Annotated in this window: 11 protein-coding genes; 4 read left to right on the top strand and 7 right to left on the bottom strand. The window is 72.3% G+C overall.

The features are described from left to right. Nucleotides 1-7: 7 nt before the first annotated feature. Both ACLWS4_RS27155 and ACLWS4_RS27150 read right to left on the bottom strand, forming a co-directional pair. On the bottom strand, nt 8-658 hold the full coding sequence (locus tag ACLWS4_RS27155; protein WP_049651080.1) for a response regulator: 651 nt from the start codon (nt 656-658) through the stop codon (nt 8-10). Further along, entirely contained in the window at nt 622-1,962 is a 1,341-nt protein-coding gene (locus tag ACLWS4_RS27150; protein WP_241852822.1) for a sensor histidine kinase, read from the bottom strand. The genes ACLWS4_RS27155 and ACLWS4_RS27150 overlap by 37 nt, the downstream gene beginning before the upstream one ends. A 267-nt stretch (nt 1,963-2,229) precedes the next feature. On the opposite strand from ACLWS4_RS27150, the gene ACLWS4_RS27145 reads away from it, so the two are divergent. Next, nucleotides 2,230-4,281, top strand: coding sequence for a serine hydrolase domain-containing protein (locus tag ACLWS4_RS27145; protein WP_416875466.1), 2,052 nt, complete (start codon nt 2,230-2,232; stop codon nt 4,279-4,281). A 114-nt stretch (nt 4,282-4,395) separates the two neighbouring features. On the opposite strand, the gene metG is transcribed toward ACLWS4_RS27145, so the two are convergent. The 3 genes from metG to ACLWS4_RS27130 all read right to left on the bottom strand — a co-directional run bounded on the left by metG (nt 4,396) and on the right by ACLWS4_RS27130 (nt 7,376). After that, nucleotides 4,396-6,129, bottom strand: a complete 1,734-nt coding sequence (gene metG / locus ACLWS4_RS27140; RefSeq protein ID WP_416875465.1) for a methionine--tRNA ligase — start codon at nt 6,127-6,129, stop codon at nt 4,396-4,398. 201 nt (nt 6,130-6,330) lie between these two features. Then, nucleotides 6,331-6,531: a DUF397 domain-containing protein gene (locus tag ACLWS4_RS27135; RefSeq protein WP_049656434.1), complete on the bottom strand. Its 201-nt coding sequence runs from the start codon at nt 6,529-6,531 to the stop codon at nt 6,331-6,333. Further along, on the bottom strand, nt 6,528-7,376 hold the full coding sequence (locus tag ACLWS4_RS27130) for a helix-turn-helix domain-containing protein (RefSeq protein WP_063780290.1): 849 nt from the start codon (nt 7,374-7,376) through the stop codon (nt 6,528-6,530). The genes ACLWS4_RS27135 and ACLWS4_RS27130 overlap by 4 nt, the downstream gene beginning before the upstream one ends. Before the next feature lie 347 nt (nt 7,377-7,723). Between ACLWS4_RS27130 and ACLWS4_RS27125 the strand changes: the two genes are divergently transcribed. Next, the gene (locus ACLWS4_RS27125) at nt 7,724-7,879 is read left to right on the top strand and encodes a hypothetical protein (RefSeq protein WP_159028574.1); all 156 of its coding nucleotides are present in this window, start codon (nt 7,724-7,726) and stop codon (nt 7,877-7,879) included. A 36-nt stretch (nt 7,880-7,915) separates the two neighbouring features. Here ACLWS4_RS27125 and ACLWS4_RS27120 read toward each other — a convergent pair whose 3' ends face one another. Continuing rightward, nucleotides 7,916-8,518, bottom strand: coding sequence for a GNAT family N-acetyltransferase (locus ACLWS4_RS27120; RefSeq protein ID WP_416875464.1), 603 nt, complete (start codon nt 8,516-8,518; stop codon nt 7,916-7,918). Between the two features lie 133 nt (nt 8,519-8,651). After that, nucleotides 8,652-9,935 (bottom strand): adenylosuccinate synthase, encoded by a 1,284-nt coding sequence (locus ACLWS4_RS27115; protein ID WP_049656442.1) that lies wholly within the window; start codon nt 9,933-9,935, stop codon nt 8,652-8,654. Between the two features lie 126 nt (nt 9,936-10,061). Here ACLWS4_RS27115 and ACLWS4_RS27110 point away from each other — a divergent pair, with 126 nt between their 5' ends. Both ACLWS4_RS27110 and purF read left to right on the top strand, forming a co-directional pair. Beyond that, a complete protein-coding gene (locus ACLWS4_RS27110) occupies nt 10,062-10,907 on the top strand; it encodes a diacylglycerol kinase (protein ID WP_416875463.1) in 846 nt (281 codons plus the stop codon). 320 nt (nt 10,908-11,227) lie between these two features. Beyond that, nucleotides 11,228-12,811, top strand: coding sequence for an amidophosphoribosyltransferase (purF, locus tag ACLWS4_RS27105; protein ID WP_049654084.1), 1,584 nt, complete (start codon nt 11,228-11,230; stop codon nt 12,809-12,811). Nucleotides 12,812-12,880: the final 69 nt, after the last annotated feature.

Raw genomic sequence — 12,880 nt, 5'->3', positions numbered from 1 at the left:
GGACGGCTCAGGGCGCGACCTGGAGGAAGGCGAGCACGGCCAGCACCCGCCGGTGGTCCTCCTCCGAGGGCGGCAGGTCGAGCTTGAGGAAGATGTTGGCGGTGTGCTTCTTCACCGCCCGCTCGGTGATCACCATCCGTTCGGCGATCGCCGCGTTGGAGCGGCCCTCCGCCATCAGGCCCAGCACCTCGCGCTCACGCGGCGTCAGGCGGTCCAGCGGCTTGTTGCGTTCGTTGCTGCCGACCAGCATGGCGATCACCTGCGGGTCGAGCGCGGTGCCGCCGGCCGCCACCCGCTGGACCGTCTCCACGAACTCGTCGGGGTCGAAGACCCGGTCCTTCAGCAGGTAGCCGATCGCGCCGGTGCCGTCGGCGAGCAGCTCCTTGGCGTAGAGCTGCTCGACGTACTGGGAGAGCACCAGCACCGGCAGCCCGGGGATCCGCCGGCGGGCCTCCAGGGCGGCCTGGAGGCCCTCGTCGGTGAACGTCGGGGGCAGCCGTACGTCGACGACGGCCACGTCCGGGCGTTCGGTGAGCAGGGCCTCCAGGAGGGCCGGTCCGGTGTCCACCGCGGCCACGACCTCGAAGTCGTAGGCCTCCAGCATCCGGACCAGTCCGTCCCTCAGGAGGAAGAGGTCCTCGGCGAGGACAACTCGCACGGCAGCTCCATCGTCAGGGTCGTGGGGCCGCCGAGCGGGCTGCGGACGGCCAGGACGCCGTCGAAGGTAGCAAGCCGCCGTTCCAGGCCGCGCAGCCCGGTGCCGCGCGAGGGGTCGGCGCCGCCGGTGCCGTCGTCGGTGACCTGGGCCTTCAGGGTGCCGTCCTGGTACCAGAGTTGGACGTCGACCCGGCTCGCGCCCGCGTGCTTGGCGGCGTTCGTCAGGGCCTCGGAGACGGCGAAGTAGACGGCGGACTCGACCGGCGCCTCGGCGCGGCCGGGCAGGTCGGCGGTGACCGTGACGTTCAGCGGGCTGTCCATGCCCAGGGCCCGTACGGCGTCGGCCAGTCCGCGGTCGGCGAGGACCGGCGGGTGGATGCCGCGGACCAGGTCGCGCAGCTCGTTGAGGGCGGTGGCGGAGGCCTGGCGGGTCTCGGCGAGCAGCTGCTTCGCGGCCTGCGGGTCCCGTTCGACCAGCCGCTCGGCGACGCCCAGGTTCATCCCCATGGCCACCAGCCGGGCCTGCGCGCCGTCATGCAGGTCCCGTTCGATCCGGCGCAGTTCGGCGGCCTGGGCGGTGAGCGCGTCGCGCCGGGTCTCGGTCAGGTGGACGACCTTGCGCTGGGCGGCCAGCGCCTCGGCGCGGGCGGTCGGGCCGAGCAGGGCCCCGGCCAGCGCGGTGTGGCCGCGCAGCGCGCCGGGGGCGATCGCCGGACCGGCCAGGAGGGTCGGGACGGCGAGCAGGACGGCGATCCGGGCGCTGCCCGGGTCCGTCACGTGCACCCACCAGTACCAGGTGTTGCCGTCGGCCGAGGCGATCGGCTCCCAGAGCCAGGGCTGTAGCAGGCCGAAGAGGCCGAAGGCGACCAGGGCCGGCGGGAACAGCGCCACGGTGAAGCCGATCACCGGGTCGACCAGCAGCCAGAGCAGGTCCCGCCAGGTGGCCGGGTCGCCGAGCAGGGCCCGGCAGCGTTGCCAGGCGCCCTTGAGGCCCGGCTCGGCCGGCGGCAGCGGCCGGTACGGCTCGCGGACCGCGACGCCGGACCAGCGGGCGGCCAGCGTGCGGCGGCGGCCGGCCAGGGCCCGGACGGCGAGGACGGTGGCCGGCACCAGCAGGACGCCGAGGCCCACGCCCAGCAGGACGGCGGTGACCGTGGCGGCGACGAGCAGCAGCAGCTGCGGCACCGCGAACCCGGCCAGCGCCGTCGCGCGCAGCAGGTCCCGTACGGCCCGGCGCGCCCGGTCGAGCGGCGTGCCCGCGCTCACCCCGGCGGCCTCGGCGCCGTCCCCGACTTCCTTGCCCACGCTGCCCGTTGTCACTGTCCGTCCCCCTCCGTACCGGCCTCGCGGCCGCCGTCCCGACCCTGCGGACCACCAGACTGCCCTACCCCGCCGCCCTGTTCACGGGGCCTCGGCCCCCTCTCGGCGGTACCTGGGTACACCCTCCGATCGACGCCCAGGGGCCCTGCCCCGGCCCACCGTCCCCGGCCTAGCGTTCGAGGTGTCCGGAAGCGGCCCGTCAGCGGAGCGCCGGACCCCCGCCAACCACCGCAATGATCACGGGAGTTCGCCATGTCCAAGCGCTTCGCCGCCGGCCGTCCGCTGGTCCGTCTGGTCCTGGTGCTGGCCGCCCTCGGCCTCTTCCTCCACGGCCTCACCCCGGCCCACGCCGCCGGGCACGCGTCCGGAACAGGTGCGCCGACGGCCGGAAGCGGCGCGCCGACGACGCGAACAGGCGTGCCGACGGCCGGAACCGGCGCACCGCCCTCCCCGGCCGACCCCGTCCAGGTGAGAGCCCTGTTCGACGAGCTGCTTCCCCGGCTGCTCGCCGAGCACCGCATCCCCGGCGCCGCCGTGACGGTGGTGGCCGGCGGGCGGAAGGTCTTCTCGGGCGGCTACGGCGTCGCCGACACCCGGACGAACCGGCCCGTCGACCCGGCGCGGACCGCCTTCTTCATGGGCTCCGACGCCAAGGTGTTCACCGCCGTCGCCGTCCTCCAGCAGGTCGCGGCGGGAAAGCTGGACCTGGGCACCGACGTCAACCGCTACCTGACCGCCTTCAAGGTCAGGGACGGCTACCCGGGCCGCCCGGTCACCGTCGAGAACCTGCTCACCCACACCGCGGGCTTCGACGACAGCTTCATGGGCCTCGCTCAGGCCGGGCCCGAGCGGGTCGAGGGCCTCGGCGCCTCGCTCGCCGCCCACCAGCCGGACCGGGTCCGCGCCCCCGGCACCGCCGCCGCGTACGACAACTACGGTGTGGCGCTGGCCGGTTACCTGGTCGAGACGGTCTCCGGGCAGCCCTTCGACCAGTACGTCTCCCAGCACGTCCTCCAGCCCCTCGGGATGGACCGCACCACCTTCAGCCAGCCCCACCCCGCCGCGATCGACGCCGACCTCGCCCGCGGCCACCGCCCCGAGGGCGACGGCCAGACCGGGACCGCGGGCCTCTACGGCCCCTGGACGCCCACCGGCGCCGCCGCCGTCACCACCGCCGACGACATGGCGAAGCTGCTGCTCGCCCTGCTCCCGCAGGGCGGCCCGGACGCCCGGCGGATCCTCGACCCGGCGACGGCCGAGCGGCTGCTCGCCCGCCACTACGGCCCCGACCCGCGCCTGCCCGGCCTGGCCTACCTGCTGGAGCAGCGCACCCACGGCAGTGAGCAGCTGCTGGTCAAGGACGGCGACGTGCCCGGCTTCCACAGCAACCTCGCCCTGCTGCCCCAGCGCGGCCTCGGCCTCTACGTGACCCTCAACGGCGACGGCACCGACGCCAGCGGCGGCTGGGCCACCCAGCAGGTGCTCACCGCCTTCCTGGACCGCTTCCTGCCCGCGCCCCCGGCCGCCGCGACCGCGCCGCTCACCGGCGGCCTGGACGCCTACGCCGGCGACTACCGCTCCACCCGCACCAGCCACGCCGACCTCACCCGGGCCGCCGCCCTGATGGCCTCTCCGCACGTCACCGCCGAGCACGGCCGGCTCACCGTCACCGGCCCCGTCACCCGGGACCCGGAGGCGGCCGAGACGCACTGGGAGCAGCTCGAACCCGGCCTGTTCCGGCAGGTCGGCGGCACCGCGCGGATCGCCTTCCAGCGGGCCGCCGACGGCACCCTCACGCTGCTCACCGACGCCGACCCGACCATCGCCTACCAGCGGCTCGCCTGGTACCAGGCACCCGGCCCGCACCAGGCGGTCGCCGTCGGCAGCCTCGCCGTCCTCGCCCTCACCCTGCTCGGCTGGCCGGTGGCGGCGGCGGTCCGCCTGGCCCGCCGCCGGGGCCGGGCCGACCGGCCGGCCGTACGGCTGCTCGGCTGGACCGCCGGGGCGCTGCTGCTCGCCGCCACCGGCTGCTTCGCCCTGCTGACGGCGGACGCCAACGCGCTCAACCAGACGCTGTTCCTGGGCGATTCGCCGCTGCTGACGGTGGTCCCGGCCCTGGTCGTGACGGCCCTGGCGCTCTCCCCGGTGATGGCGCTCTGCACGGTGCTGGCCTGGCGCGGGCGCTGGTGGAACCTGTTCGGGCGGCTGCACTACACGGGGCTGACGCTGGCGGTGCTGCTCTTCCTGCTCCTCGCGGGGGCGTACGACCTCACCGGGACGGGCGCGCTGGACCTGCTCGGCTGAGGGCGGCGCGCCGGCAGGACGGTACGGCGGTACGAGAACGGCGGCGGGGCCCGGGAATCACCCCGGGCCCCGCCGCCGTCACGCAGCCGTCCAGCCGCTCAGCCGTCCCGCCGCTCAGCCCGCCGAGCCGCCGAAGCGCTCCGTCCAGGCCGCCAGGTCCTCGTCCGTGATCTTGGCGAACAGCACCGGCGGCACCGTGAACGCCGTCCCGGCCGGCACCAGGTCCAGCGCCCGCGCCTCCTCCGGGCCGATCCAGTCGCGGGTGGCGGCCGGCGAGTCCGCGGGCAGCGCGAAGGCGCCGCGCATGGCCGCCGCCGTGGTCGGGATGAACGGCTCGGAGACCACCGCGTACAGGTGGATCAGGTTCATCGCGGTGCGCAGGGTCAGCGCCGCCGCCTCCGGGTCGGTCTTCACCTGGAGCCAGGGCGCCTTCTCGTCCAGATACGCGTTGCCCGCGCTCCACAGCGCGCGCAGGGCCTGCGCCGCCTTGCGGAAGTTGAGCGCGTCCAGCTGGGCCTCGTACTCGGCGAGGAGCCCGGCGACCTGCTCGCCGAGGCGCTGCTCGGCCCCGCCCGGGGCGTGGCCGCCCGGGACGTCGTCGCCGAAGCGCTTGCGGCTGAAGGTGAGCACCCGGTTGACGAAGTTGCCGAGGGTGTCGGCGAGGTCCTTGTTGACGACCGAGGCGAACAGGTCCCAGGTGAAGCTGGAGTCGTCCGACTCGGGCGCGTGCGCCATCATGAAGTAGCGCCAGTAGTCGGCGGGCAGCAGGTCCAGCGCGTCGTTGCCGAAGACGCCGCGCCGCTGGCTGGTGGAGAACTTCCCGCCGTAGTACGTCAGCCAGTTGAAGGCCTTGACGTAGTCGACCTTCTTCCAGGGGCGGCGCGAGCCGAGCAGCGTGGCCGGGAACATCACGGTGTGGAACGGGACGTTGTCCTTGCCCATGAACTCGGTGTACCGGACGGTCTCGTCGGCCTCGTACCACCAGGACTTCCAGTCCCGCAGGTGCCCGGCCGGGGCCGCGTCCGCCCATTCCTTGGTGGCGCCGATGTACTCGATCGGGGCGTCGAACCAGACGTAGAACACCTTGCCCTCGGCGGCCAGTTCGGGCCACACGTCGGCCGGCACCGGGACGCCCCACTCCAGGTCGCGGGTGATCGAGCGGTCCTGGAGGCCCTCGGTCAGCCACTTGCGGGCGATCGAGGAGGCCAGCACCGGCCAGTCGTCGGCGTGGGCGTCGATCCAGTCCTCGACCTCCTCGGTGAGCTTGGACTGGAGCAGGAACAGGTGGCGGGTCTCCCGGACCTCCAGGTCGGCGCTGCCGCTGATCGCCGAGCGCGGCTCCAGCAGGTCGGTCGGGTCCAGCACCCGGGTGCAGTTCTCGCACTGGTCGCCGCGGGCCTTGTCGTAGCCGCAGTGCGGGCAGGTGCCGACGATGTAGCGGTCCGGCAGGAAGCGGCCGTCGGCGTTGGAGTACACCTGGCGGATCGCGCGCTCCTCGATGAAGCCGTTGCGCTGGAGCTCGCGGGCGATCTCCTGGGTGATCTCCCGGTTCTGCGGCGAGGAGCTGCGGCCGAAGTGGTCGAAGGAGAGCCCGAAGCCGTCGTACACCGCCCGCTGCGCGTCGTGCGCCCTGGCGCAGAACTCCGCGACCGGCAACCCGGCTTCCTGGGCGGCGAGTTCGGCGGGCGTTCCGTGCTCGTCGGTGGCGCAGATGAACAGCACCTCGTGCCCGCGTCGGCGCAGGTAGCGGGCGTAGACGTCCGCCGGGAGCATGGACCCGACCATGTTGCCCAGGTGCTTGATCCCGTTGATGTACGGAAGGGCGCTGGTGATCAGGTGCCGAGCCATCCTCGGATGCTCCGATTTCTCCCGCACGCGCACCCCACCCGGAGTGCCGTGTCGGGCGCAGGGTCCACTGTGGGCTGCCAGCCTAGGGCAAGGAGCGGGGGCCGGGGCGCAAGGAGCGGGGCCGGTCGGCGGCGCCGCCGCACGCGCCGGGCGGGGCCGGGAATCACGGCCGGGATCACGGCCGGACGTCAGGGTCGGGCATCAGGGCCGGGTGAAGTCCCCGTACCGGTCGAACTCCCCGGACTTCACCCCGCGGACGAAGGCGGCCCACTTGCGCGGGGTGGTCCGCACGACGACCTCGGGCCGGTCCGACTCGCGGATCTCCACCAGTTCGCCCGCGGCTCTGACCTCGACGCAGTCGGTGCTCTCACCGCTGGCCGAGGCCTTGCGCCAGGTACTCATGCGAAGTCTTTCAGCAAGCACCGGATGAACTCCCGGGACTCGTCCGGTCCGAGTGCGATCGCCGCGGTCTCCTCCTTGATCCGGCGGTAGGAGGCCAGTTCGACCTGGGTGTGCACGAATGTCGGCCCGTGGGAGAGATCGATCTGGACGGTGTCGAGCTCCGGGACGGGCCCGCGGGCGAGGTACAGGCTCTCCCCGGAGCCGGTGTAGGTGGGCACGCTGAACGGGATCACCCGGATCTCCACCCCGGGCCGTTCGGAATTCTCCAGCAGGCCCCGCAGCTGGTCGCGCAGCACGTCCGGGCCGCCGAACTGCATGCGCAGCGCGGATTCGTGGAGGAACGCGCTGTACGGCTTCGGGTGGTCGACGAAGATCTGCTGGCGCCGGATCCGGAACGCCTTCCGGATGTCCGCCTCCTGCCGGTACTGGGGGGGAAGCCGCTCGAACACCGCGGCGGCGTAGTCCGGGGTCTGCAGCAGGCCGGGGATGAAGGTGCTGTTCAGGATGGACAGGGAGGAGGCGTGGTGCTCCATCTCCGCGATGTCGATGATCGCGTTCGGCAGCCGGCCGCGGTAGCCGTCCCACCAGTACTTGCGCCGGTCCTGCGTCATCGCCAACAGGGCGTCCAGGTAAGGGCCGTCCTCGCAGCCGCAGGTGTGCGCCCAGATCCGGAGCCGCTCGGCGCTGATGCCCGACTTCCCGTTCTCCATCTGGGAGATCTTGGGCAGGTCGGTGCCGATGGTGGCGGCCAGGCTCTTGGGCGTGACGCCCACGAGCTCGCGCATCCTGCGCAACTCGATCCCGAGGCGCTGCTGGCGCACGGTCGGCGACAAGCGGGGTGGCATGACTCTCTTCTCCGGGTCGCGGCTCGCGTCGATGCTTCCGGTGAAGTGTGCCGCGCGTACCGGGCCCTAGCTACCAAAATGGGGGATACCCCACGATGGAGTGAACGTCTTCCCGCTCGGTAGCAACTCTGGCACCTTGACCCTATGGTCATCCGTGTCACTCACTGACTTGTTGCCGCCTAAACAGTCGTCAAACAGTCGTCTAACGGCCGACATTCGGCCGTAATGACACATCAGATGCATGGTCGCGGCGCCCGAAATCACCGACCGGAGACAGCCATGCCACTCCCCACGCCCCTCGGCCCTCCCCACCGGCCCCATCCACCCCGGCGCATTTCCGCATCCCGGTGAATGCGCTTCTCGTCGCCGGATTGTCGGCGCTCCTGCTCGCCGTCCTGTTCGTCGGCTGGCTGGTCTGGCTGGTGAACATCCAGGCCTGTGAACCCCGCGCGGCCAAGCGCGAGTTCGCGGCCGGCCATTCCGCCCGAGGCGAGCGGAAATAGCCTCCGTGCCCCCTCGAACTCCGCCGGTCCGGCGGCTCAGCCCCGTGAAAGCCGCTCGGCCAGAAGGGACTTGGCCGCCGGCCACTCCTCGGCGAGCATCGAGAAGTAGGCGCTGTCCCGCCAGGTGCCGTCGGGGCGCCGGCGGTGGCGGCGGAGGGTGCCCTCGTACTGGGCGCCGAGGCGCTGGATCGCGGTGCGGGAGCGCTCGTTGCGGGCATCGGTCTTCCAGAAGACGCGGCCCATGCCGAGGTCCTCGAACGCGTGGGAGAGGAGCAGCAGTTTGGCCTCGGTGTTGACCGCCGTGCGCCAGACCGAGCGGGCGTACCAGGTGCCGCCGATCTCGACGGACTCGTCCTGCGCGCTGAGGTCGTGGTAGCCGGTGACGCCGACGGCCCGGCCGCTCGCGAGGTCGACGGCGGCGAAGTTCACCGACTCGCCGGCCGCCGCCTCGGCGACGCGGATGTCGAGGACCGCGCCGAACTCCTGCTCCGAGACGGGCGGCAGGTGCATGGTCCAGCGCCAGACCTCGGGGTCGGAGCCGACGGCCGTCCAGAGGTCGGCGAGGTGGCGGCGCTCCAGCGGCTCCAGGCGGATGTGGCGGCCGGTGAGGACGACGGGTGAGGGCAGCTTCGCGGTCATGATCCGAACGTAGCGCCGCTCTGCACTAGAAGCAAGAGATGTTTGTACTAGTGCAAATCTTCCGCGCGAGGCAAACGAGGGCCCCGCGGGACGGATCCCGCGGGGCCCTCGAAGTGTCAGCCGAGGATCAGGCTCAGATGAACGAGTTGATCTGGATCGTCTCGTCGCGGCCCGGGCCGACGCCGATGGCCGAGATCGGCGCGCCCGACATCTCCTCCAGCGCCTTCACGTACGCCTGGGCGTTCTTCGGCAGCTCGGCGAAGGTCTTCGCCTTGCTGATGTCCTCGGTCCAGCCCGGCAGCGTCTCGTAGATCGGCTTGGCGTGGTGGAAGTCCGACTGGTTGTAGGGGAGCTCCTCGACGCGCTTGCCGTCGATCTCGTACGCGACGCAGACCGGGATCTGCTCCCAGCCGGTCAGCACGTCCAGCTTGGTGAGGAAGAAGTCGGTGAGGCCGTTGACCCGGGTCGCGTAGCGCGCGATGACGGCGTCGAACCAGCCGCAGCGGCGGTCGCGGCCGGTGGTGACACCGCGCTCGCCACCGATCCGGCGCAGCGCCTCGCCGTCCTCGTCGAGCAGCTCGGTCGGGAACGGGCCGGAGCCGACGCGGGTGGTGTAGGCCTTGAGGATGCCGATGACCCGGTCGATCTTGGTCGGGCCGATGCCGGCGCCGGTGCAGGCGCCGCCCGCGGTCGGGTTCGACGAGGTCACGAAGGGGTACGTGCCGTGGTCGACGTCGAGCAGGGTGCCCTGGCCGCCCTCCAGCAGGACGACCTTGTCGGCCTTCAGCGCCTCGTCCAGGACGAGGGTGGTGTCGGCGAGGAAGGGCTTGATCTTCTCCGCGTAGCCCAGGTACTCCTCGACCACCAGGTCGGCCGGGATGGTGCGGCGGTTGTACAGCTTGACCAGGATCTGGTTCTTGTCGTGCAGCGCCGCCTCGATCTTCTGGCGCAGGATCGACTCGTCGAACAGGTCCTGGACCCGGATGCCGACGCGGTTGATCTTGTCCGCGTAGGTCGGGCCGATGCCGCGGCCGGTGGTGCCGATCCGGCGCTTGCCGAGGAAGCGCTCGGTGACCTTGTCCAGGGTGCGGTGGTACGGCGTGATCAGGTGGGCGTTGCCCGAGATCAGCAGCTTGGAGGTGTCGATGCCGCGGTCGTTCAGGCCGGCCAGCTCGGAGAGCAGCACGGCCGGGTCGATCACGACGCCGTTGCCGATCACCGGCGTCACGTTCGGGCTGAGGATGCCGGAAGGGAGCAGGTGCAGGGCGTACTTCTGGTCACCGATGACCACCGTGTGACCGGCGTTGTTGCCGCCCTGGTAGCGGACCACGTAGTCCACGGAGCCACCGAGGAGGTCGGTGGCCTTCCCCTTGCCCTCGTCTCCCCACTGAGCGCCAACGAGCACGAGTGCCGGCACAGGCGTACACCCCTTCCGGTTGGGGCATCCTGCGTAGGCCGCAGTCTGCCCCGAGATAGACGAAGCCCCTGGCGCAATGGCGCAAGGGGCTCTTGCACCGAGAGATTACCTGAGGAAGGACCGGTCGTGTCGTCCCTGTCCACGCCTGCTACCGGCGGCCCGGAGCCGCTCCTGCTGCTCCTCGACCCGGTGGCCCGGCAGACCGACGGCGAGTCGGTGCGGATCGCGAAGGACGTGCTCTGCGGGGGAGCGGACGTCAAGGTGGTCTTTCCGGAGAGCCCTTCCGAGCTCGACCGGGTGCTTTCGCACCGGGGTCGGAGGCGACCGGTGGTGATCGGTTCCGACCTCGCTCTGCAGCGGGTGCTCCAGGCCCTGCACCGCCAGCGTGAGCTGGGCGACGAACCGGTGGGGATGGTTCCGGTCGGCCGCTCGGAGGAGCTGGCCGCGGCCCGCGCGCTCGGCGTGCCGGGGGAGCCGGTCCGGGCCGCGCGGGCGGTGCTCTCGGGCGCGCCGCGCCGGCTGGACCTGCTGGTCGACGACGGCGGCGGGGTGGCGCTGGGCGGGGTGCGGATCACCGGCGGGGCCGCGCGCCGTCCGGTGGGCCGTCCGGGGGGCTGGCGTTCGCTATGGGCGAAACTGGCTGCGGCCGAGCAGGCGAACGCACTCACCCCGGACGGCACCGACCACGGCTCCCGGGTCCGGGTCGAGGCCGACGGCCGACTGCTCGCGGACGTCCACCGGCCGGTCCGGCTGGTCCAGGTCTCGCTCCCGGCCGGCGCCTCGCACGGAACGGGCGAGATGGAGGTGGTGGTCGCCGCCTCCGGCGCCCTGGTGCGGGCCCGGGCGGCGAGCGTCTCGGTGGTCGGGCGCGGCTTCGGCTACGAGGCGGACGGCCACCCGGTCGGCCCGGTCCGGGCCCGGACCTGGACGGTGCACCCGGGGGCCTGGGGCCTGCTGCTGCCGGCGGCCTGACGGGAGAACGACCGGCGGCCTGACGAGGGAGCCACCGGCGGGCGGCCGGGGAACCACGGGCGGACGACCGCCGGGCGACCGGCGGGGGAACCCCGGGTGAGCAGGCTCACGTTCGTCCGCACCCCGACCCCCGCCGCCGCGCACACCGAACTCCCCAACAGGCGCGAACCGCAAGGCCAACCGCCACGCGCCGGAATTCCCCCCACCCGAAATGCCGGACCGGTAAGGGGTTTTGTCTACGCGCGTTAACTCGCGATCGCGGGACAAAGCCGCAGTCCCGGGGTCCGGAAGCCCGGGTCAACTGCCCTAGACTCGAAGGCGTGCCACGTGGTGACGGAAGACTCAACCACGATCTTCTTCCCGGTGAGAAAGGCCCCCAGGACGCTTGTGGCGTCTTCGGTGTCTGGGCTCCCGGCGAGGAGGTCGCCAAGCTCACGTTCTTCGGCCTTTACGCCCTGCAGCACCGCGGTCAGGAATCCGCGGGCATCGCAGTGAGCAACGGCTCCCAGATTCTCGTCTTCAAGGACATGGGGCTCGTCTCCCAGGTCTTCGACGAGGCATCGCTGGGGTCCTTGCACGGGCATATCGCCGTCGGACACGCCCGCTACTCGACCACCGGTTCCTCGGTCTGGGAGAACGCCCAGCCGACCTTCCGCGCGACCGTTCACGGTTCGCTGGCCCTCGGGCACAACGGAAACCTGGTGAACACCGCCGAACTGGCGGCCATGGTCGCCGAACTGCCCGGCGAGGAGCACGTCTCGCGCTCCGGCCGGAACGCCGCGACCAACGACACCGACCTGGTGACGGCGCTGCTCGCCGGCCACCCGGACCTCTCCATCGAGGAGACGGCCAAGGTCGTGCTGCCCAAGGTCAAGGGCGCGTTCTCGCTCGTCTTCATGGACGAGCACACCCTCTACGCCGCCCGTGACCCGCAGGGCATCCGCCCGCTGGTGCTCGGCCGGCTGGAGCGCGGCTGGGTGGTCGCCTCCGAGACGGCGGCGCTGGACATCTGCGGCGCCTCCTTCATCCGCGAGGTCGAGCCGGGCGAGCTCATCGCCATCGACGAGAACGGCATGCGCAGCTCGCGGTTCGCCGAGGCCAAGCCCAAGGGCTGCGTCTTCGAGTACGTCTACCTGGCCCGCCCCGACACCTCCATCGCCGGCCGCAACGTGCACCTCTCCCGCGTGGAGATGGGCCGCCGGCTGGCCAAGGAGGCGCCCGTCGAGGCCGACCTGGTGATAGCGACGCCCGAGTCCGGCACCCCCGCCGCGATCGGCTACGCCGAGGCCAGCGGCATCCCGTACGGCTCCGGCCTGGTGAAGAACGCCTACGTGGGCCGCACCTTCATCCAGCCCAGCCAGACCATCCGCCAGCTCGGCATCCGGCTCAAGCTCAACCCGCTGCGCGAGGTCATCGCCGGCAAGCGCCTGGTGGTCGTGGACGACTCGATCGTGCGCGGCAACACCCAGCGCGCGCTGGTGAAGATGCTGCGCGAGGCCGGCGCCGCCGAGGTGCACATCCGGATCTCCTCGCCGCCGGTGAAGTGGCCCTGCTTCTTCGGCATCGACTTCGCCACCCGCGCGGAGCTGATCGCCAACGGCATGACCATCGAGGAGATCGGCCGCACGCTCGGCGCGGACTCGCTCTCCTACATCTCGATCGACGGCATGATCGAGGCCACCAAGCAGCCCAAGGACCGGCTCTGCCGGGCCTGCTTCGACGGCGAGTACCCGATGGAGCTGCCGGACCCGGCGCTGCTCGGCAAGCTCCTGCTGGAGGCCGAGATCAAGGGCGGCCAGCAGCCGCCCGCCGTCCGCGGCAAGCCGACCAGCGGCAGCGACCTGGACGGCGTCCAGTCGCTGCTCGGCGGGGCGGGCGCGGCCGACGCGCTGCGCCGCCCGTAAGAACGCACGGTGGGGTCCCGCGAACCGGGGCCCCACCGCTGTTTCCGAACCACCCCCACCTGACCCGAA

It is taken from the genome of Kitasatospora sp. SC0581 (assembly GCF_048159585.1).
Taxonomy (GTDB): domain Bacteria; phylum Actinomycetota; class Actinomycetes; order Streptomycetales; family Streptomycetaceae; genus Kitasatospora.
This window is presented reverse-complemented; position numbering and strand designations above follow the sequence as displayed.

Bases quoted from the DNA above. Each gene is read 5' to 3' on its own strand.
- ACLWS4_RS27145 (WP_416875466.1), top strand. From the start codon at position 2,230: ATGTCCAAGCGCTTCGCCGCCGGCCGTCCGCTGGTCCGTCTGGTCCTG.
- metG (WP_416875465.1), bottom strand. From the start codon at position 6,129: ATGGCTCGGCACCTGATCACCAGCGCCCTTCCGTACATCAACGGGATC.
- ACLWS4_RS27135 (WP_049656434.1), bottom strand. From the start codon at position 6,531: ATGAGTACCTGGCGCAAGGCCTCGGCCAGCGGTGAGAGCACCGACTGC.
- ACLWS4_RS27130 (WP_063780290.1), bottom strand. From the start codon at position 7,376: ATGCCACCCCGCTTGTCGCCGACCGTGCGCCAGCAGCGCCTCGGGATC.
- ACLWS4_RS27120 (WP_416875464.1), bottom strand. From the start codon at position 8,518: ATGACCGCGAAGCTGCCCTCACCCGTCGTCCTCACCGGCCGCCACATC.